Origin of the sequence: Mumia sp. zg.B53, from assembly GCF_019550935.1 — a bacterium.
Lineage (GTDB): Bacteria > Actinomycetota > Actinomycetes > Propionibacteriales > Nocardioidaceae > Mumia.
In genome coordinates this window covers 728,271-746,879 of record NZ_JAHWCK010000001.1, presented here as the reverse complement: position 1 = coordinate 746,879, position 18,609 = coordinate 728,271, and the positions used below count along the sequence as shown (strand labels likewise).

The 18,609-nt window shown below is 68.3% G+C and carries 25 protein-coding genes; all 25 read left to right on the top strand.

Features of this window, described 5'->3' with window-relative positions:
* Window positions 1-55: 55 nt before the first annotated feature.
* The 25 genes from KV102_RS03705 (at window position 56) to rplR (ending at window position 18,605) form a co-directional block, all read left to right on the top strand.
* A complete protein-coding gene (locus KV102_RS03705; RefSeq protein WP_220342072.1) occupies window positions 56-1,345 on the top strand; it encodes a hydroxyacid-oxoacid transhydrogenase in 1,290 nt (429 codons plus the stop codon).
* Window positions 1,339-4,302: an FAD-binding and (Fe-S)-binding domain-containing protein gene (locus KV102_RS03700; RefSeq protein WP_374197337.1), complete on the top strand. Its 2,964-nt coding sequence runs from the start codon at window positions 1,339-1,341 to the stop codon at window positions 4,300-4,302. The genes KV102_RS03705 and KV102_RS03700 overlap by 7 nt, the downstream gene beginning before the upstream one ends.
* Before the next feature lie 245 nt (window positions 4,303-4,547).
* A complete protein-coding gene (rpsL, locus tag KV102_RS03695; RefSeq protein WP_139087780.1) occupies window positions 4,548-4,922 on the top strand; it encodes a 30S ribosomal protein S12 in 375 nt (124 codons plus the stop codon).
* Complete coding sequence (gene rpsG / locus KV102_RS03690) at window positions 4,922-5,392, top strand: 30S ribosomal protein S7 (protein ID WP_220342070.1); 471 nt, start codon at window positions 4,922-4,924, stop codon at window positions 5,390-5,392. Before rpsL ends, rpsG begins: the two co-directional genes overlap by 1 nt.
* 79 nt (window positions 5,393-5,471) lie before the next feature.
* Window positions 5,472-7,580 carry an elongation factor G gene (gene fusA, locus KV102_RS03685; protein WP_220342069.1) on the top strand — a complete coding sequence of 703 codons (2,109 nt, stop codon included), beginning with the start codon at window positions 5,472-5,474 and terminating at the stop codon, window positions 7,578-7,580.
* 75 nt (window positions 7,581-7,655) lie between these two features.
* Window positions 7,656-8,849: an elongation factor Tu gene (tuf, locus tag KV102_RS03680; protein ID WP_220342068.1), complete on the top strand. Its 1,194-nt coding sequence runs from the start codon at window positions 7,656-7,658 to the stop codon at window positions 8,847-8,849.
* Window positions 8,850-8,989: 140 nt separating this feature from the next.
* Window positions 8,990-9,901, top strand: coding sequence for a cation diffusion facilitator family transporter (locus KV102_RS03675; protein ID WP_220342067.1), 912 nt, complete (start codon window positions 8,990-8,992; stop codon window positions 9,899-9,901).
* Window positions 9,902-10,305: 404 nt separating this feature from the next.
* Window positions 10,306-10,614: a 30S ribosomal protein S10 gene (rpsJ, locus tag KV102_RS03670; protein ID WP_039345402.1), complete on the top strand. Its 309-nt coding sequence runs from the start codon at window positions 10,306-10,308 to the stop codon at window positions 10,612-10,614.
* Between the two features lie 13 nt (window positions 10,615-10,627).
* Window positions 10,628-11,287: a 50S ribosomal protein L3 gene (gene rplC, locus KV102_RS03665; RefSeq protein WP_220342066.1), complete on the top strand. Its 660-nt coding sequence runs from the start codon at window positions 10,628-10,630 to the stop codon at window positions 11,285-11,287.
* The gene (rplD, locus tag KV102_RS03660; RefSeq protein WP_220342065.1) at window positions 11,284-11,943 is read left to right on the top strand and encodes a 50S ribosomal protein L4; all 660 of its coding nucleotides are present in this window, start codon (window positions 11,284-11,286) and stop codon (window positions 11,941-11,943) included. The genes rplC and rplD overlap by 4 nt, the downstream gene beginning before the upstream one ends.
* Window positions 11,940-12,245, top strand: a complete 306-nt coding sequence (rplW, locus tag KV102_RS03655) for a 50S ribosomal protein L23 (RefSeq protein WP_220342064.1) — start codon at window positions 11,940-11,942, stop codon at window positions 12,243-12,245. The genes rplD and rplW overlap by 4 nt, the downstream gene beginning before the upstream one ends.
* Window positions 12,246-12,266: 21 nt before the next feature.
* Window positions 12,267-13,097 (top strand): 50S ribosomal protein L2, encoded by an 831-nt coding sequence (rplB, locus tag KV102_RS03650; protein WP_220342063.1) that lies wholly within the window; start codon window positions 12,267-12,269, stop codon window positions 13,095-13,097.
* A gap of 13 nt (window positions 13,098-13,110) precedes the next feature.
* The gene (rpsS, locus tag KV102_RS03645) at window positions 13,111-13,392 is read left to right on the top strand and encodes a 30S ribosomal protein S19 (protein ID WP_139087789.1); all 282 of its coding nucleotides are present in this window, start codon (window positions 13,111-13,113) and stop codon (window positions 13,390-13,392) included.
* Window positions 13,393-13,421: 29 nt separating this feature from the next.
* On the top strand, window positions 13,422-13,871 hold the full coding sequence (gene rplV, locus KV102_RS03640) for a 50S ribosomal protein L22 (RefSeq protein ID WP_220342062.1): 450 nt from the start codon (window positions 13,422-13,424) through the stop codon (window positions 13,869-13,871).
* Window positions 13,871-14,704 carry a 30S ribosomal protein S3 gene (gene rpsC / locus KV102_RS03635; protein WP_220342061.1) on the top strand — a complete coding sequence of 278 codons (834 nt, stop codon included), beginning with the start codon at window positions 13,871-13,873 and terminating at the stop codon, window positions 14,702-14,704. The genes rplV and rpsC overlap by 1 nt, the downstream gene beginning before the upstream one ends.
* A 3-nt stretch (window positions 14,705-14,707) precedes the next feature.
* On the top strand, window positions 14,708-15,127 hold the full coding sequence (rplP, locus tag KV102_RS03630) for a 50S ribosomal protein L16 (RefSeq protein WP_220342060.1): 420 nt from the start codon (window positions 14,708-14,710) through the stop codon (window positions 15,125-15,127).
* Entirely contained in the window at window positions 15,127-15,351 is a 225-nt protein-coding gene (rpmC, locus tag KV102_RS03625) for a 50S ribosomal protein L29 (RefSeq protein WP_220342059.1), read from the top strand. Before rplP ends, rpmC begins: the two co-directional genes overlap by 1 nt.
* Window positions 15,348-15,620, top strand: coding sequence for a 30S ribosomal protein S17 (gene rpsQ / locus KV102_RS03620; RefSeq protein ID WP_220342058.1), 273 nt, complete (start codon window positions 15,348-15,350; stop codon window positions 15,618-15,620). The genes rpmC and rpsQ overlap by 4 nt, the downstream gene beginning before the upstream one ends.
* 63 nt (window positions 15,621-15,683) lie before the next feature.
* Window positions 15,684-16,052: a 50S ribosomal protein L14 gene (rplN, locus tag KV102_RS03615; RefSeq protein ID WP_139087795.1), complete on the top strand. Its 369-nt coding sequence runs from the start codon at window positions 15,684-15,686 to the stop codon at window positions 16,050-16,052.
* Window positions 16,052-16,423 (top strand): 50S ribosomal protein L24, encoded by a 372-nt coding sequence (gene rplX / locus KV102_RS03610; protein WP_220342057.1) that lies wholly within the window; start codon window positions 16,052-16,054, stop codon window positions 16,421-16,423. Before rplN ends, rplX begins: the two co-directional genes overlap by 1 nt.
* Window positions 16,423-16,992, top strand: a complete 570-nt coding sequence (gene rplE / locus KV102_RS03605) for a 50S ribosomal protein L5 (protein ID WP_220342056.1) — start codon at window positions 16,423-16,425, stop codon at window positions 16,990-16,992. The genes rplX and rplE overlap by 1 nt, the downstream gene beginning before the upstream one ends.
* A gap of 2 nt (window positions 16,993-16,994) precedes the next feature.
* Window positions 16,995-17,180 carry a type Z 30S ribosomal protein S14 gene (locus KV102_RS03600; protein ID WP_220342055.1) on the top strand — a complete coding sequence of 62 codons (186 nt, stop codon included), beginning with the start codon at window positions 16,995-16,997 and terminating at the stop codon, window positions 17,178-17,180.
* A 75-nt stretch (window positions 17,181-17,255) separates the two neighbouring features.
* Complete coding sequence (gene rpsH, locus KV102_RS03595) at window positions 17,256-17,663, top strand: 30S ribosomal protein S8 (RefSeq protein WP_220342054.1); 408 nt, start codon at window positions 17,256-17,258, stop codon at window positions 17,661-17,663.
* Window positions 17,664-17,679: 16 nt separating this feature from the next.
* Window positions 17,680-18,222, top strand: a complete 543-nt coding sequence (gene rplF / locus KV102_RS03590; protein WP_220342053.1) for a 50S ribosomal protein L6 — start codon at window positions 17,680-17,682, stop codon at window positions 18,220-18,222.
* Entirely contained in the window at window positions 18,222-18,605 is a 384-nt protein-coding gene (gene rplR, locus KV102_RS03585) for a 50S ribosomal protein L18 (protein WP_220342052.1), read from the top strand. The genes rplF and rplR overlap by 1 nt, the downstream gene beginning before the upstream one ends.
* Window positions 18,606-18,609 lie beyond the last annotated feature (4 nt).

Sequence of the window (18,609 nt, the reverse complement as noted above, 5' to 3'; positions counted from 1 at the left end):
TACGCAACACGCGTACAGACGCGCCTGTGGGCCGTCGTGACCTTCAGGAGCCCGGATGCCGTTCGCCCAGCCGACCCGTCCCGAGACTGTCTTCACCTACGGGTCCCCGAGACTGAAGATCGGGTCCGGCGCGAGCGCGGAGCTCGGCTACGAGCTCGCGTCGCTCGGTGTGCGTCGAGCGCTGCTGGTCACCGACCGCGGCCTCGAGGCGACCGGTGTCCCCGACCGGGTCGTCGAGCAGGTCGCGGCCGACGGCGTGGAGCTGGTCGTCTACGCCGACTCGCACGTCGAGCCGACCGACGCGAGCCTCTCCGATGCGATCGACTTCGCACGCTCGCACGGTCCCTTCGACGCCGTGGTTGCCCTCGGAGGAGGCTCGAGCATCGACACCGCCAAGGCGGTCAACCTGCTCACGACCAACGACGGTGAGCTGATGGACTACATCAACGTGCCGGTGGGAGCAGGCCGGGCGCCGGCCAAGGCCCTCCTCCCGTTGATCGCGCTCCCGACGACGACCGGCACCGGGAGCGAGAGCACCACGATCTGCGTGCTCGACGTCCTGTCGCAGCACGTGAAGACGGGCATCAGCCATCCGCGGCTGAGGCCGGAGCTGGCGATCATCGACCCCCAGCTGACGCTGTCCCAGCCGCCGGAGGTCACTGCGGCCAGCGGGATGGACATCCTCTGCCACGCGCTCGAGAGCTACACCGCACGTCCGTTCACCTCCTACGAGCGCAAGGCCGCCTCGGAGCGCGTCCCGTACTGCGGAGCGAACCCCATCTCCGACGTGTGGGCCGAGAAGTCGATGAGCCTGCTCGCGTCGTCCTTCCGCGCGGCGGTGCACGACGGCGGTGACGTCGACGCCCGCGAGCAGATGGCGCTGGCCGCGACGTTCGCAGGCATGGGGTTCGGCAACGCCGGGGTCCATATCCCGCACGCCAACGCCTACCCGATCGCCGGCCAGGTGAAGGACTTCCGTCCCTCGGGCTACCCGCAGGACGAGGCGATGGTGCCGCACGGCATGGCGGTCTCGCTCACCGCTCCCGAGGCGTTCCGCTACACCTTCGACGCCGCGCCCGAGCGGCACGTGCGCGCGGCCGAGCTCCTCGAGCCCGGCGCCGCCCGGCCGTCCGACCTCGCCGACCTCCTGCCGCAGGTGCTCGTCCGCCTGATGCGCGACATCGGCATCCCCGCAGGCATCGGCGCCGTCGGCTTCGACAAGGGCGACGTCCCCGCTCTCGTCGAGGGGACGATGAAGCAGCAGCGGCTCCTCGCCACCGCGCCCAAGCCGGTGGACGAGGAGGCGGTGGCGGGCATCTTCGAGCGGTCGATCAGCCTGTGGTGACGACCTCCTCGGTCGATGCGGCCACGCTCGGCCTCGACACCGCCACGGCTCTGCGTCGCGCGGGGGTCGGCGACGTCGACGACTCCGCCCTGGCACGCGCGCTCTACAGCACCGACGCCTCGCTCTACCGTGTCGTCCCCCAGGTCGTCGTGCGGCCGCGCACCACCGACGAGGTCCTTGCGGTCGTCGACGTCGCCCGTGCGTCGGGGGTGCCGCTCACCTCGCGCGGTGCCGGGACGTCGATCGCCGGCAACGCGGTCGGCCCGGGGATCGTGATGGACTTCACGCGCCACCTCAACCGTGTCCTCGAGATCGATCGCGAGGCCCGTACGGCCCGGGTCGAGCCCGGCACCGTCCATGCCGCGCTGCAGCGGGAGGCAGCGCGGGCAGGGCTGCGCTACGGGCCCGACCCGTCCACGCACACCCGGTGCACCATCGCCGGGATGATCGGCAACAACGCGTGCGGGTCCCGCGCCCTCGCGTACGGACGCTCGGCCGACACCGTCGCCGCGCTCGACGTCGTCACGGCGAGCGGTGAGCGGCTCTCGCTCGTCCGGCCCGTGGCCGGTTCCGCCTCGAGCGGCTCCGGCTCGTCGCCGACGCTGGAAGCCCTCCGCGCCGTGGTCGGTGCCGACCTCGCGACGATCCGGACCGAGTTCGGGCGGTTCGGGCGGCAGGTGTCGGGGTACTCCATGGAGCACCTCCTGCCCGAGAACGGGTTCGACGTGGCGACCTTCCTCGCCGGCACCGAGGGCACGCTCGCCGTCACCCTCGGTGCGACCGTCGACCTGGTCTCCGATCCGCCGTACCGTGTCCTGCTGCTCCTGGGCTACCCGACGATGGCCGACGCTGCCGACGACGTGCTGGCGATCCTCCCGCACGACCCGACCGCCTGCGAGGGCCTCGACGCCCGGATCGTCGACGTCGTCCGTGCCCAGCGCGGTCCCGCGTCCGTCCCCGAGCTGCCGGCCGGCTCCGGATGGATGTTCGTCGAGCTGTCCGGAGGCTCGCCGGGCGAGCTCGAGGCGCGTGCCGCGGCCGTCGCCGCCGGTGTCGGCACCCGTTCGACGCGGCTGGTCACCGACGTCGCCGAGCAGGCCGCCCTGTGGCGCATCAGGGAGGAGGGGGCCGGCCTCGCGGCACGGTCGCTCTCACGTCCGGCCTATGCCGGCTGGGAGGACGCCGCGGTCCCGCCCGCGCGGCTGGGTGCCTATCTGCGCGAGTTCGAGGCCCTGCTGCGCCAGTACGACCTGGACGGTGTGCCGTACGGCCACTTCGGTGACGGATGCGTCCACGTCCGCATCGACTTCCCGTTCGCCGCGCCCGAACACGAGGGCACGAGGGTGTTCCGCGCCTTCCTGCTCGACGCCGCCGCGCTGGTCGCGCGACATGGCGGCTCGTTGTCCGGTGAGCACGGAGACGGACGGGCTCGGTCCGAGCTCCTGCCGCTGATGTACACGCCGGAGTCGCTGTCGCTCTTCGGGCGGGTCAAGGCGGCCTTCGACCCCGACGACCTCCTCAACCCCGGTGTGCTGGTCGATCCCGCCCCGCTCGACGCCGACCTCCGCGGCACCGGCGTCGGCCGAGTCCGCGACCGCCTCGCGCTCCGGCTCGTCCACGACGACGGCGACTTCGGCGCCGCGGTCCACCGCTGCACCGGCGTCGGCAAGTGCATCGCCGACAACACGGCGGCGGGCGGGGTGATGTGCCCGTCGTTCGTGGCGACACGCAATGAGAAGGACTCGACCCGGGGCCGGGCGCGGGTGCTCCAGGAGATGGTCGACGGCCGGGTGGTCGACAAGGGCTGGAAGGATCCGGCGGTGCACGAGGCGCTCGACCTCTGCCTCTCCTGCAAGGGGTGTGCCAGGGACTGCCCGACCGGGATCGACATGGCGACCTACAAGGCGGAGGTGCTCCACCAGACCTACCGACGTCGTCTCCGGCCGCGCAGCCACTACGCCCTGGGCCTGCTTCCGCTCTGGGCGCGCCTGTCCTCGCCGGTGGCGAGGCTGGTGAACGCCCTGCTCCGGACCCCGGGCCTGCGGCCGCTCGCGCTGTGGCTGGCGGGCGTCGACCCCCGGCGCAGCATCCCGCGCTTCGCCTCGACCACGCTCCGTCGCTGGAGTCGCGGGGAGGGCACGGCGACCCGGGGGAGCGATGCCGCCGCGCTGCACGACACCTCCGGGGCGGACCGTCCTGAGGTGCTGATCTGGGCCGACTCGTTCACCAACTACTTCCACACCGCGCCCGGGCAGGCCGCTGTCCGCGTGCTCGAGGCGGCGGGCTACCGGGTCCGGCTGCTCGACGAGTCGGTGTGCTGCGGGCTCACGTGGATCTCCACCGGTCAGCTCGACGGTGCCCGCCGCAACGTCGAGCGCACGGTGGCTGCGCTGCACCCGTACGTCGCGCTCGGCACCCCCGTCGTGGGCCTCGAGCCGTCCTGCCTCGCCGTGCTGCGCTCGGACGCCGTCGAGCTGACCGACGACCCCCGCGCCGTCGAGGTGGCCGGGGGAGTGTTCACCCTCGCCGAGCTCCTCGCCCGGACCCCCGGATGGGTCGCGCCCGACCTGAGCGACGTGACGATCGTCGCGCAGCCGCACTGCCACCACGCCTCGGTTCTCGGCTGGCAGGCCGACGCGGCGCTGCTGCAGGGAGCCGGGGCTACGGTGACCCGGCTCGGGGGATGCTGCGGTCTGGCGGGCAACTTCGGGGTCGAGCGCGGTCACTACGACGTGTCGGTGGCCGTCGCGGAGCACCAGCTGCTCCCCGCCGTACGCGAGGCGCCCGAGGGGAGCGTCGTGCTGGCGGACGGGTTCTCGTGCCGGACCCAGCTGGACGATCTCGCCGGCGTCCAGGCCCTCCACCTGGCCGAGCTGCTGGACCGCCACCCCTCGCGCGAGGGCCGTGGTGAGGGCGCCCCCCGAACCCGTTTTGACCCCTCACGAGGCACCCGGTAGTCTTGGACATTGTGCCGTGGACTCGTGTCCGTGTGCACTGATTCGCGTGTCGCCGCACCGTCGGTCGAGTCGCGCGACCTGGCCTCGCAGCCGGGCCGTGCGGACGAGGTGCAGGACCGCGAGCAGCAACACCTACCATCGCACGACGCGGTGGCGGCACGCCCCGAGCGCGCCGCCGGACGACGCCTGCGGCGGGGACGAAGAGAGCTACAGAGACAGAGCCGGACAGAAGAAAGAAGCATGTAGTGCCAACGATCCAGCAGTTGGTCCGCAAGGGCCGTCAGGACAAGGTGGCGAAGACCAAGACGCCCGCCCTGAAGGGTTCGCCCCAGCGTCGCGGAGTGTGCACCCGCGTGTACACGACGACGCCGAAGAAGCCGAACTCTGCGCTGCGCAAGGTTGCTCGCGTCCGGCTGAGCAGCGGCATCGAGGTCACGGCCTACATTCCCGGTGAGGGTCACAACCTGCAGGAGCACTCGATCGTGCTCGTTCGCGGTGGCCGTGTGAAGGACCTCCCGGGTGTGCGATACAAGATCATCCGCGGCGCGCTGGACACCCAGGGTGTCAAGAGCCGCAAGCAGGCTCGCAGCCGCTACGGCGCGAAGAAGGAGAAGAGCTGATGCCGCGCAAGGGTCCAGCACCGAAGCGTCCCACCGAGGCCGATCCGGTCTACTCGAGCCCCCTGGTCACGCAGCTGATCAACAAGGTCCTCGAGGACGGCAAGAAGCAGGTCGCCCAGCGCATCGTCTACAGCGCGCTCGAAGGCTCGCGTGAGAAGTCCGGCACCGACCCGGTCATCACGCTGAAGCGCGCGCTCGACAACGTCAAGCCGACCCTCGAGGTCAAGTCCCGCCGTGTCGGCGGTGCGACCTACCAGGTCCCGATCGAGGTCCGCGCCTCACGCGCCAACACCCTCGCTCTTCGCTGGCTCGTCCGGTTCGCCAGCGAGCGTCGCGAGAAGACCATGGCCGAGCGCCTGATGAACGAGCTGCTCGACGCCTCGAACGGTCTGGGCGGCGCAGTCAAGAAGCGTGAGGACACGCACAAGATGGCCGAGGCCAACAAGGCCTTCGCCCACTACCGCTGGTGACGGCGTGCCGTAGGCCCGTCACGGGCCGGCGGCACCCATCTCCGGAATCGACTCACGACAGCAAGGGAAGTCAGCCAAGGTGGCCGTAGACATCACCACCAACCTCGCCACGGTGCGCAACATCGGCATCATGGCGCACATCGACGCGGGCAAGACGACGACGACCGAGCGCATCCTCTTCTACACCGGCATCACGTACAAGATCGGTGAGGTCCACGAGGGCGCAGCCACGATGGACTGGATGGAGCAGGAGCAGGAGCGCGGCATCACGATCACGTCGGCCGCGACGACCTGCTGGTGGAAGAACCACCAGATCAACATCATCGACACCCCCGGTCACGTCGACTTCACCGTCGAGGTGGAGCGGTCCCTGCGCGTCCTCGACGGCGCGGTCGCGGTCTTCGACGGCGTCGCCGGCGTGGAGCCGCAGTCGCAGACCGTCTGGCGTCAGGCCAACAAGTACCACGTGCCGCGGATGTGCTTCGTCAACAAGCTCGACCGCACCGGCGCAGATTTCTTCTACTGCGTCGACACGATCGTCGAGCGCCTCAACGCCAACCCGGCGGTGCTGCAGCTCCCGATCGGCGCCGAGGCCGATTTCCTGGGCGTCGTCGACCTCGTCGGCATGCGTGCGCTCACGTGGCGCGGCGAGACCGAGATCGGTGAGGACTACACGGTCGAGGAGATCCCGGCCGAGCTCGCCGACAAGGCCGCCGAGTACCGAGAGAAGCTGCTCGACACGGTCGCGACCGCTGACGACGACCTGATGGAGATGTACCTCGAGGGCGAGGACATCGACGTCGACACGCTGAAGGCGGCGATCCGTCGCGCCACGCTGGCCGACAAGATCGTCCCGGTCCTGTGCGGCACCGCGTTCAAGAACAAGGGCGTCCAGCCCCTGCTCGACGCGGTCGTCGACTACCTCCCCTCGCCGGTCGACGTCGGCTCCGTGGCGGGCCACAAGGCCGGCGACGAGGAGACCGAGCTCACGCGCCAGCCGACCGAGGAGGAGCCCTTCTCGGCCCTCGCGTTCAAGATCGCGGCCGACCCCCACCTCGGCAAGCTGACCTACATCCGTCTCTACTCCGGTCGCCTGACGGCGGGCACGCAGGTGCTCAACTCCGTCAAGGGCCGCAAGGAGCGGATCGGCAAGATCTACCAGATGCACGCCAACAAGCGTGAGGAGATCGCGTCGGTCGGCGCCGGCCAGATCGTCGCCGTGATGGGTCTGAAGGACACCACCACGGGCGAGACGCTCTCCGAGCCGAGCAACCCGATCGTGCTCGAGTCGATGACCTTCCCGGCTCCGGTGATCCAGGTCGCCATCGAGCCGAAGACCAAGAGCGACCAGGAGAAGCTCGGCGTCGCGATCCAGCGTCTCGCCGAGGAGGACCCGACGTTCACGGTCCACACCGACGAGGAGACCGGGCAGACCATCATCGCCGGCATGGGCGAGCTGCACCTCGACATCCTCGTGGACCGCATGAAGCGCGAGTTCCGCGTCGAGGCCAACGTCGGCAAGCCGCAGGTCGCGTACCGCGAGACCATCAAGCGCAAGGTCGAGAAGGTCTCGTACACCCACAAGAAGCAGACCGGTGGTTCGGGTCAGTTCGCCAAGGTCCTCATCAGCATCGAGCCCACGGGCCCGTTGGCTGGTGGAGAGGGCGGCTACGAGTTCTCGAACGAGATCACCGGTGGGCGCGTCCCGCGGGAGTACATCCCCGCCGTCGACGAGGGCGCGCAGGAAGCCATGGAGTTCGGCGTGCTCGCCGGCTACCCCATGGTCGACGTCAAGGTGACGCTGACCGACGGTCAGTACCACGACGTCGACTCGTCCGAGCTCGCCTTCAAGATCGCCGGTTCCATGGCGTTCAAGGAAGCGGCACGCAAGGCAGACCCGGTGCTCCTCGAGCCGATGTTCAAGGTCGAGGTCACCACCCCTGAGTCCTACCTGGGCGAGGTCATCGGCGACATCAACTCTCGCCGTGGCCAGATCCAGCAGATGTCGGAACGTTCCGGTGACCGGGTCGTGGACGCACTCGTTCCGCTCTCCGAGATGTTCGGGTACGTCGGAGACCTCCGGTCGAAGACGTCGGGGCAGGCGTCGTACTCCATGGAGTTCGACTCCTACGCCGAGGTTCCCAAGAACGTCGCAGAAGAGATCATCAAGAAGGCCAGGGGCGAGTGATCGCGGGCCTGACCTAGGCTTCGATCAGCTCAACCGCACGGCGCAAAAGCATCATTCAATCGAGGAGGAGCCTCAGTGGCTAAGGCGAAGTTCGAGCGGACTAAGCCGCACATGAACATCGGCACCATCGGTCACATCGACCACGGTAAGACGACGCTCACGGCGGCGATTACCAAGGTGCTGCATGACAAGTACCCGGACCTGAACGAGGCCTCGGCCTTCGATCAGATCGACAAGGCTCCTGAGGAGCGCCAGCGCGGTATCACGATCTCGATCGCTCACGTTGAGTACCAGACCGAGAACCGTCACTACGCGCACGTCGACTGCCCGGGTCACGCCGACTACGTGAAGAACATGATCACGGGTGCGGCACAGATGGACGGCGCGATCCTCGTGGTCGCCGCCACCGACGGCCCGATGCCCCAGACGCGTGAGCACGTCCTGCTCGCGCGCCAGGTCGGCGTGCCGGCGATGGTCGTGGCGCTCAACAAGTGCGACATGGTCGACGACGAGGAGCTCATCGAGCTCGTCGAGCTCGAGGTCCGCGAGCTGCTCAGCGAGCAGGAGTTCGACGGTGACAACGCACCGGTCGTCCGCGTTGCGGCCTTCCCGGCGCTCAACGGCGACGCCAAGTGGGGCGAGTCGATCATCGAGCTCATGAACGCTGTCGACGAGTACATCCCCCAGCCGGAGCGTGAGACGGACAAGCCGTTCCTCATGCCGGTCGAGGACGTCTTCACGATCACCGGTCGTGGCACCGTCATCACGGGTCGTATCGAGCGCGGCATCGTCAAGCTCAACGACACCGTCGACATCGTCGGCATCCGCGAGACGAAGCAGACCTCCACGGTCACGGGCATCGAGATGTTCCGCAAGCTTCTCGACGAGGGCCAGGCGGGCGAGAACGTCGGCCTCCTGCTTCGTGGCACGAAGCGCGAGGACGTCGAGCGCGGCATGGTCGTCATCGCTCCGGGCACCACGACTCCCCACACGGAGTTCGAGGCGCAGGTCTACATCCTGAGCAAGGAGGAGGGCGGCCGTCACACGCCGTTCTTCAACAACTACCGCCCGCAGTTCTACTTCCGCACCACGGACGTCACCGGCGTCGTCACGCTGCCTGAGGGCACCGAGATGGTCATGCCGGGCGACAACACCGAGATGTCGGTGCAGCTGATCCAGCCGATCGCGATGGAGGACGGTCTCCGCTTCGCGATCCGCGAGGGTGGTCGTACGGTCGGCGCAGGTCGCGTCACCAAGATCAACAAGTGATCTGAGCCCGGGGCAACCCCGGGACGGTCTCTGGACGAGGCCCCGCCCAGCTCGACGAGCTGGACGGGGCCTCGTCGTCTGTTCTCTGCCCATGGCGTGCGTCACGGCGCGCCACGGACCGGGCGACGTATCGTGAGGGCGTGGGACACGACCATGCGCACGGCACGCCGTCCGCCCAGCACCGTCCGCGTCTGGCGTTCGTGCTGGGCCTCACCGTGCTGGTCCTCGTCGTCGAGGTCGTGGCCGCTCTCCTGACCGGGAGCCTGGCCCTGCTGGCCGACGCCGGCCACATGCTCAGCGACACCTTCGGGCTCGCGATGGCCCTCGCTGCCGTGACGGTCGCGCAACGTGCCGGCAGCCCGCGTCGGACGTTCGGCAACCACCGCTCGGAGATCCTCGCCGCGGGCGTCAACGGCCTGGTGCTGCTGGCGCTGTGCGCGGTCGTCGTGGTCTCGGCCGTACGCCGCCTGGACGACGCTCCCCATGTCGACTCGCCGTGGATGCTGGCGGCGGGCGTGCTCGGGCTCGCGGTGAACGTGGTCGGGCTCCTCCTGCTGCGCAAGGGCTCCCAGGAGAGTCTCAACGTCAAGGGCGCCTACCTGGAGGTCCTCGGCGACGCGGTCGGCTCCGTGGCGGTGATCGTGGCGGCCGTCGTGATCATGGTGACCGGCTGGGACGCCGCCGACCCGATCGCCTCGTTGGCGATCGCCGCGCTGATCCTCCCGCGCGCCGTCGGGCTGCTGCGCGAGGTCGCCGACGTCCTCCTGGAGTCGACGCCGCGCGACTTCGACCTCGACGACCTCAGGGCTCACATGCGGGAGGCTCGGGGGGTCCTCGACGTCCACGACCTGCACGTCTGGACGATCACCTCGGGGATGCCGGTCATGTCGGCCCACGTCGTGGTCGCCGACGAGGTCCTCGAGCACGACGCGGGGCACGGGGTGCTCGACGAGCTGCGGGGGTGTCTCTCCGACCACTTCGACGTGGACCACTCCACCTTCCAGCTGGAGTCGGCCGGCCATGCGGCCACGGAGCAGCACACGCACCGCTGACAGCGCGCGGCCGAGCCCGTACGGCAGAGGCCGCCGGCGACGCCCGACGGCAGACCGTTTGGTGGTGTTCGCTACCGTGAGAGTTGGTCCAAGTGCGACGGATCCTGCTCCGATTTGGCAATCAGGGGTGGTGTCTGTCAGACTTGGAAAGTTGCTTCGGCGCGCCTTGCCGTTCCACTCCGGTGTGAACGGCGCTGGTGCGCCTGGTCCGAGGAAGAGCAGGCACATCCCGCACGGGGTGGGCGGCGTCCGGGGCCCAACCATCCAACTCCAGAGGTGTGAAGACTCGCGCGCGCTACAGCCCGCGACACGCCCGACCTCGGGGGTCGGAGGGGAGCAGCGCTCTTCCTCGATCCCGGGGTGGAGAGTCCGAGGCAGTACGAAGAGAAGGACGAAGCGAGAGCATGGCGGGACAGAAGATCCGCATCAGGCTCAAGGCCTATGACCACGAGGTGATTGACACCTCGGCGCGCAAGATCGTGGACACCGTCACGCGTACGGGTGCCACGGTCGCTGGCCCGGTGCCTCTGCCGACGGAAAAGAACGTCTACTGCGTCATTCGTTCGCCGCACAAGTACAAGGACAGCCGCGAACACTTCGAGATGCGCACCCACAAGCGCCTCATCGACATCATCGACCCCACGCCGAAGACCGTCGACTCGCTGATGCGCCTCGACCTTCCTGCGGGCGTCGACATCGAGATCAAGCTCTGAGGAACGATCGCTGATGAGCAACCAGAAGGCACCCGTCGGGCTGCTCGGGCGCAAGCTCGGGATGACCCAGACGTGGGACGAGAACAACCGCGTGGTTCCGGTCACCGTGATCGCTGCCGACACCAACGTCGTCACGCAGATCCGCACCGCCGAGACCGACGGCTACAGCGCCGTCCAGATCGGCTTCGGCGAGATCGACCCGCGCAAGGTGAACAAGCCGCAGGCCGGTCACTTCGACAAGGCCAGCGTCACGCCCCGCCGTCACCTCGCGGAGATCCGCACCGAGGCGATCGGGGACTACCAGGTCGGGCAGGCAGTCACCCCTGAGATCTTCGCCGCCGGTGACTTCGTCGACGTGACGGGCACCAGCAAGGGCAAGGGCTTCGCGGGCGTCATGAAGCGCCACGGCTTCCACGGTGTCGGCGCCTCGCACGGTGCCCACCGCAACCACCGCAAGCCGGGATCGATCGGCGGCTGCGCCACGCCGGGTCGCGTGTTCAAGGGTCTGCGCATGGCAGGCCACATGGGCACCGATCGTGTCACGGCGCAGAGCCTCACGGTGCACGCCATCGACGCCGACAAGGGCCTCATCCTCATCAAGGGTGCGGTTCCCGGCCCCAAGGGCGGCATCGTCATGATCCGCACCGGCGCCAAGAAGGGAGCCGTCAAGTGACCGCCAACGTCATCGACGTCGATCTCCCCCGGGACATCTTCGACGTCCAGGTCAACATCCCCCTGATCCACCAGGTGGTCGTCGCCCAGCTCGCAGCAGCGCGCCAGGGCACCCACGACACCAAGTCGCGTGGCGAGGTGTCCGGCGGCGGCAGGAAGCCGTACCGCCAGAAGGGCACCGGCCGCGCCCGTCAGGGCTCGATCCGCGCACCTCAGTTCACCGGTGGTGGCGTGGTCCACGGACCGACGCCGCGCAGCTACGACCAGCGCACCCCCAAGAAGATGAAGGCAGCCGCTCTCCGTGGCGCCCTCTCCGACCGGGCACGCAACGGCCGTCTGCACGTCGTCGAGTCGCTCGTGGGCGGCGAGGCGCCGTCGACGAGGGCCGCTCTGGCGACGCTCCGCGAGATCACCGCACGTCCGCGTGTGCTGGTCGTGGTGGAGAGCACCGACCAGACCACGGTGAAGAGCCTGCGCAACGTCGCCGGCACCCACCTGATCGGGCTCGACCAGCTCAACACGTACGACGTCCTGCTCAGCGACGACGTGGTCTTCACCAAGGCCGCGTTCGACGCCTTCGTCGCGCTCCGCTCCAACGGGGACGCCGAGACCGTCAAGCTGAGCGAGGTCGCTACCGCGAAGGACGGTGACAAGTGAGCACGCTGCACAAGGACCCGCGCGACATCCTGCTCGGGCCGGTCGTGAGCGAGAAGAGCTACGGGCTGCTCGACGAGAACAAGTACACGTTCATCGTCCGTCCGGATGCCAACAAGACCGAGATCAAGATCGCCGTGGAGAAGATCTTCGGCGTCACGGTCACCGCGGTGAACACCCAGAACCGCAAGGGCAAGACGCGTCGTACCCGCAACGGCACCGGCAAGCGCGCCGATGTCAAGCGCGCGATCGTGAGCGTCGCTCCGGGTCAGAGCATCGACATCTTCGCTGCGCCTGGCGCCTGAACGAACGAGGACTGAGTACGTATGGCAATCCGTAAGTACAAGCCGACCACCCCGGGCCGTCGCGGCTCCTCGGTGGCCGACTTCAGTGAGATCACGCGCACGACGCCCGAGAAGTCGCTGACGCGTCCGCTGCCCAAGAAGGGCGGACGCAACAACCAGGGCCGGATCACCACCCGGCACCAGGGCGGCGGTCACAAGCGTGCCTACCGCATCATCGACTTCAAGCGATACGACAAGGACGGCGTGCCGGCCAAGGTCGCTCACATCGAGTACGACCCCAACCGCACCGCGCGCATCGCGCTGCTCCACTACATCGACGGCGAGAAGCGCTACATCATCGCGCCGGAGGGTCTGAAGCAGGGCATGACGGTCGAGGCCGGTCCCGGCGCCGACATCAAGCCCGGCAACAACCTGCCGCTGCGCAACATCCCGGTCGGCACCACGATCCACGCGATCGAGCTCCGTCCCGGGGGTGGCGCCAAGATGGGCCGCTCGGCCGGCGCCAAGGTGCAGCTCGTCGCCCGTGAGGGCAACCGCGCGCAGCTGCGTCTCCCCTCGGGCGAGATGCGCTACGTCGACGTCCGCTGCCGCGCCAGCATCGGCGAGGTCGGCAACGCCGAGCAGTCCAACATCAACTGGGGCAAGGCCGGCCGCAACCGCTGGAAGGGCAAGCGCCCGACCGTCCGCGGTGTCGCGATGAACCCGATCGACCACCCGCACGGTGGTGGCGAGGGCAAGACCTCGGGTGGCCGCAACCCGGTGTCGCCGTGGGGCCAGCCTGAGGGCCGTACCCGCAAGAAGAAGCCCAGCGACAAGCTGATCGTCCGTCGCCGCAAGTCCGGAAAGCGCTGAGGAAGAGCCTGACATGCCACGCAGTTTGAAGAAGGGACCGTTCGTCGACGGCCACCTGCTGAAGAAGGTCGAGACTCAGAACGAGGCCGACACGCACACCGTCATCAAGACGTGGTCGCGTCGCTCCATGATTCTCCCGTCCTTCATCGGTCACACCATCGCCGTCCACGACGGGCGCAAGCACGTCCCGGTGTTCGTCACCGACGCGATGGTCGGCCACAAGCTGGGCGAGTTCGCGCCGACGCGTACCTTCCGCGGACACGTCAAGGACGACCGAAAGAGCCGCCGCCGCTGACGCGGGCGACAACCAAGGGAAGAGTTCAGATGAGCACATTGGAGCGTAAGGGCCTCAGCGCCCGACGCGAGAGCCTGCTCGGCGACGAGCCCGGTGCTTTCGCGGTCGCACGCTTCGTCCGCGTCACGCCGCAGAAGGCGCGCCGGGTCGTCGACATGGTCCGCGGCCTCGACGTGGACGATGCACTGGCCCTGCTGCGGTTCGCCCCGCAGGGTGCGGCGCAGGACGTCTACAAGCTGGTCGCGAGCGCCGTCGCGAACGCCGAGACCACCGAAGGCCTCGACCGTTCGACGCTGGTCATCTCGGCCGTCCGGGTCGACGAGGGCCCGACGATGAAGCGCTGGCGCCCCCGCGCCCGTGGTGCGGCCAACCGCATCCTCAAGCGCACCAGCCACATCACCGTCGTCGTGCAGCCTCGTGACGCTGTCGCCGCGCTGAGTCGAACACACAAGGCCAACAAGAAGGGTGGGAACCGCTAGTGGGACAGAAGATCAACCCGCACGGCTTCCGTCTCGGTATCTCCACCGACCACAAGAGCCGCTGGTACGCCGACAAGCTGTACAAGGGCTACGTCGGCGAGGACATCAAGATCCGTCGCCTGCTCACCAAGGGCATGGACCGCGCCGGCATCAGCCGGGTCGAGATCGAGCGCACTCGTGACCGTGTCCGCGTGGACATCCACACGGCGCGTCCGGGCATCGTGATCGGACGCCGCGGCGCCGAGGCCGACCGCATCCGCGGCGATCTCGAGAAGCTCACGGGCAAGCAGATCCAGCTCAACATCCTCGAGGTCAAGAACCCCGAGCTCGATGCGCAGCTGGTCGCCCAGGGTGTTGCCGAGCAGCTCGCCGGCCGTGTGCAGTTCCGTCGCGCCATGCGCAAGGCACTGCAGACGACCATGCGCGCCGGTGCCAAGGGTGTCCGCATCCAGTGCTCCGGCCGTCTCGGCGGCGCGGAGATGTCGCGCTCGGAGTTCTACCGCGAGGGCCGCGTGCCCCTGCACACGCTCCGTGCCGACGTCGACTACGGCTTCTACGAGGCGCGTACGACCTTCGGCCGCATCGGCGTGAAGGTCTGGATCTACAAGGGCGAGGTCGCCGGCACCCGTGCCGAGCGCGAGGCTCAGGCCGCTGCCCGCGCCGCCGCCCCCGGTGGGCGTCAGCGTCCGGGTCGTGGTGGCGCTCGTCGCCCGGCACGTGAGGGACAGCGCGCAGAGCGCCCCGCACGTCAGGAGCAGGCTGCAGAGCCGGCTCCCGCGAGCACTGAGGCTGCTACCGCTCCCGCGGAAGCAGCGAACGGAACGGAGAGCTGAACCATGCTGATCCCGCGCAGGGTCAAGCACCGCAAGCAGCACCACCCCAAGCGTCGTGGCGCCGCCAAGGGCGGCACGTCGCTGGCGTTCGGTGACTTCGGCATCCAGGCGATCGAGGGTCACTACGTGACCAACCGGCAGATCGAGTCGGCTCGTATCGCCATGACCCGTCACATCAAGCGTGGCGGCAAGGTGTGGATCAACATCTACCCCGACCGTCCGCTGACCAAGAAGCCTGCCGAGACCCGCATGGGTTCCGGAAAGGGTTCGCCGGAGTGGTGGATCGCCAACGTCAAGGCCGGCCGCGTCATGTTCGAGCTGTCGGGCGTGACCGAGCCGGTGGCCCGTGAGGCGCTGCGACGTGCGATGCACAAGCTCCCGATGAAGTGCAAGATCGTGACCCGCGAGGCAGGTGATCTCTGATGGCGAACGCCACCACCACCGCTGACCTCCGCGCGCTGAGCGCCGAGGACCTGGCCGACAAGCTGGGCGAGGCCAAGGAAGAGCTGTTCAACCTGCGCTTCCAGGCCGCGACCGGCCAGCTCGAGAACAACGCCCGGCTCCGTACGGTGCGCAAGGACATCGCGCGCATCTACACCGTCGTCCGTGAGCGCGAGCTCGGCATCATCGAAAGTGAAGAGGCATGAGCAACAACACCGCAGGCGAGCGCAACCGCCGCAAGGTGCGCGAGGGCCTCGTCGTGAGCGACAAGATGGACAAGACCGTCGTCGTCAGCGTCGAGGACCACGTCAAGCACGCTCTGTACGGCAAGGTCATGCGCCGCACGAGCAAGCTCAAGGCGCACGACGAGGCGAACGAGGCTGGCATCGGCGACCGCGTACTGGTCGCAGAGACCCGTCCGCTGTCGTCGACCAAGCGTTGGCGCCTCGTCGAGATCCTCGAGAAGGCCAAGTAACCACTCGTTCCGTCAGGCTCGCGGAGACCCCGTGAGAACCGGCGAGACAACAGGAGATAACCGATGATCCAGCAGGAGTCGCGACTCAAGGTCGCCGACAACACCGGTGCCAAGGAGATCTTGTGCATCCGCGTGCTCGGCGGTTCCGGTCGTCGATACGCAGGGATCGGCGACACCATCGTCGCCACCGTCAAGGACGCGATCCCGGGCGGGAACGTCAAGAAGGGCGACGTCGTGAAGGCTGTCGTCGTCCGCACCGCGAAGGAGCGCCGTCGTCCGGACGGCTCCTACATCCGGTTCGACGAGAACGCCGCAGTCATCTTGAAGAATGATGGTGAGCCCCGTGGAACGCGCATCTTCGGCCCCGTGGGCCGTGAGCTGCGCGACAAGCGGTTCATGCGCATCATCTCGCTTGCCCCGGAGGTGCTGTGATGACTGCCAAGAAGAAGAGCCTGAGCATCAAGAAGGGTGACCAGGTCCGCGTGCTGTCCGGCAAGGACCGCGGCGTCGAGGGCAAGGTCATCGCCGTGCTCCCCGAGGTCGATCGCGTGATCGTCGAGGGCGTGAACCGGATCAAGCGGCACCAGAAGGCGCTGCAGCCGGGCACGACCAGCTCGATCGTGACCAAGGAGGCTCCGATCCACGTGTCCAACGTGGCGCTCCTGGTCGAGGTCGACGGCGAGAAGGTCACCACCCGTATCGGCAACCGTCGCGACGAGGTCACCAAGAAGCGCCCTGACGGCTCCACCTACAGCGCGCACCGCAGCGTGCGCGTCGCCAAGCGCACCGGAGAGGAGATCTGATGAGCGCCGAGACCACAGAGAAGGTCATCCCGCGCGTGAAGACGCGCTACCGCGAGGAGATCCTCCCCGCGCTGCGCGAGGAGTTCTCGTTCGAGAACGTCATGCAGGTCCCGGGTCTGACCAAGATCGTCGTCAACATGGGCGTCGGCGAGGCAGCTCGTGACTCCAAGCTGATCGAGGGCGCGATCCGCGACCTGGCCGCGATCACCGGCCAGAAGCCGCAGGTCACCCGTGCCCGCAAGTCCATCGCGCAGTTCAAGCTGCGCGAGGGCATGCCGATCGGTGCGCACGTCACGCTGCGCGGCGACCGCATGTGGGAGTTCCTCGATCGGCTGCTGTCGATCGCCCTCCCGCGTATCCGCGACTTCCGCGGGCTCTCGCCCAAGCAGTTCGACGGACGCGGCAACTACACGTTCGGTCTCACGGAGCAGGTCATGTTCCACGAGATCGATCAGGACAAGATCGACCGGACCCGTGGCATGGACATCACCATCGTCACCTCGGCGACCAACGACGAGGAGGGGCGCGCGCTCCTCACCAAGCTCGGCTTCCCGTTCAAGGAGAACTGACCATGGCGAAGACCTCGCTGAAGGTTAAGGCCGCGCGCAAGCCGAAGTACGCCGTGCGCGCCTACACCCGCTGCCAGCGCTGTGGACGCCCGAAGTCCGTCTATCGCAAGTTCGGCCTGTGCCGGATCTGCCTGCGGACCATGGCTCACCGCGGTGAGCTCCCGGGCATCACGAAGAGCAGCTGGTAATCCCGACTCGACCCTGAACGCCGCAGGTCCGCGCCGACAGCGCGGAAACCGTGGCAGGAAAGTGGAAACACACTCATGACGATGACTGATCCGATCGCGGACATGCTGACGCGTGTCCGCAACGGCAACCAGGCGTTCCACGACGAGGTGAGCATGCCTTACAGCAAGCTCAAGGCCGGCGTCGCGGAGATCCTGAAGCAAGAGGGCTACATCACGGGCTTCTCCGTGGCCGAGCCGACCGGGGACGTCGTGGGCAAGACGCTCACGGTGACCCTCAAGTACGGCCAGCACCGCGAGCGTGCGATCGCCGGCATCCGGCGCATCAGCAAGCCGGGTCTGCGGGTCTACGCGAAGTCGACCAACCTGCCGAAGGTTCTCGGAGGACTGGGCGTGGCGATCATCTCCACGAGCCAGGGCCTTCTGACCGACAAGCAGGCCAAGTTCAAGGGCGTCGGGGGCGAAGTCCTCGCCTACGTCTGGTGACGGGAGGAGAAAACACATGTCACGTATTGGCAAGCAGCCGGTGACGGTTCCTTCCGGTGTCGACATCGCGATCGACGGGCAGGTCGTCACGGTCAAGGGCCCGAAGGGCACGCTGGCGCACACGGTGGCCGCACCGATCACCGCGAGCAAGGCTGAGGACGGCGCGATCTCGGTCGAGCGTCCGAACGACGAGCGGCAGAACCGCTCGCTCCACGGCCTCACACGCACCCTGATCAACAACATGGTCATCGGCGTCACGACGGGCTACGAGAAGAAGCTCGAGCTCGTCGGCGTCGGATACCGCGTCCTGGCCAAGGGCCCGGCCGCGATCGAGCTCAACCTCGGCTTCAGCCACCCGGTCGCCTTCCAGGCACCGGAGGGCGTGACCTTCACGGTCGAGTCGCCGACGAAGCTCACGATCACCGGGATCGACAAGCAGCAGGTCGGTGAGGTTGCGGCCAACATCCGCAAGCTGCGCAAGCCCGAGCCCTACAAGGGCAAGGGCGTGCGATACGCCGGCGAGCAGGTTCGCCGCAAGGCTGGGAAGGCTGGAAAGTAATGGCTATCGCTCTCAAGCACCGCAAGCACGAGGCTGCGCGCGTCGCTGGTCGTCGTCGCCGTCAGGTGCGGGGTCGCAAGCGGGTCGCCGGGACGCAGGATCGTCCGCGTCTGGTGATCACGCGCTCCAGCCGTCACATCGTCGCTCAGGTTGTCAACGACCTGGAGGGCCGTACGCTTGCGTCGGCCTCGTCGATGGAGGCCGAGCTGCGCTCGCTCGACGGAGACAAGACCGCCAAGGCCCGTCGCGTCGGTGAGCTGATCGCCGACCGCGCGAAGGTCGCCGGGGTCGAAGCGGTCGTGTTCGACCGCGCAGGAAACAAGTACCAGGGGCGCGTTTCCGCCCTGGCCGAGGGCGCCCGCGAGGGCGGCCTGGCCTTCTGAGCCA

Bases quoted from the DNA above. Each gene is read 5' to 3' on its own strand.
- KV102_RS03705 (WP_220342072.1), top strand. From the start codon at position 56: ATGCCGTTCGCCCAGCCGACCCGTCCCGAGACTGTCTTCACCTACGGG.
- KV102_RS03600 (WP_220342055.1), top strand. From the start codon at position 16,995: ATGGCGAAGACCTCGCTGAAGGTTAAGGCCGCGCGCAAGCCGAAGTAC.
- rpsH (WP_220342054.1), top strand. From the start codon at position 17,256: ATGACGATGACTGATCCGATCGCGGACATGCTGACGCGTGTCCGCAAC.
- rplX (WP_220342057.1), top strand. From the start codon at position 16,052: ATGACTGCCAAGAAGAAGAGCCTGAGCATCAAGAAGGGTGACCAGGTC.
- rpsS (WP_139087789.1), top strand. From the start codon at position 13,111: ATGCCACGCAGTTTGAAGAAGGGACCGTTCGTCGACGGCCACCTGCTG.
- rpmC (WP_220342059.1), top strand. From the start codon at position 15,127: ATGGCGAACGCCACCACCACCGCTGACCTCCGCGCGCTGAGCGCCGAG.
- rpsQ (WP_220342058.1), top strand. From the start codon at position 15,348: ATGAGCAACAACACCGCAGGCGAGCGCAACCGCCGCAAGGTGCGCGAG.
- rplN (WP_139087795.1), top strand. From the start codon at position 15,684: ATGATCCAGCAGGAGTCGCGACTCAAGGTCGCCGACAACACCGGTGCC.
- rplV (WP_220342062.1), top strand. From the start codon at position 13,422: ATGAGCACATTGGAGCGTAAGGGCCTCAGCGCCCGACGCGAGAGCCTG.
- rplR (WP_220342052.1), top strand. From the start codon at position 18,222: ATGGCTATCGCTCTCAAGCACCGCAAGCACGAGGCTGCGCGCGTCGCT.
- rplB (WP_220342063.1), top strand. From the start codon at position 12,267: ATGGCAATCCGTAAGTACAAGCCGACCACCCCGGGCCGTCGCGGCTCC.
- rplP (WP_220342060.1), top strand. From the start codon at position 14,708: ATGCTGATCCCGCGCAGGGTCAAGCACCGCAAGCAGCACCACCCCAAG.
- rpsG (WP_220342070.1), top strand. From the start codon at position 4,922: ATGCCGCGCAAGGGTCCAGCACCGAAGCGTCCCACCGAGGCCGATCCG.
- rpsJ (WP_039345402.1), top strand. From the start codon at position 10,306: ATGGCGGGACAGAAGATCCGCATCAGGCTCAAGGCCTATGACCACGAG.
- rplC (WP_220342066.1), top strand. From the start codon at position 10,628: ATGAGCAACCAGAAGGCACCCGTCGGGCTGCTCGGGCGCAAGCTCGGG.
- rplF (WP_220342053.1), top strand. From the start codon at position 17,680: ATGTCACGTATTGGCAAGCAGCCGGTGACGGTTCCTTCCGGTGTCGAC.
- rplE (WP_220342056.1), top strand. From the start codon at position 16,423: ATGAGCGCCGAGACCACAGAGAAGGTCATCCCGCGCGTGAAGACGCGC.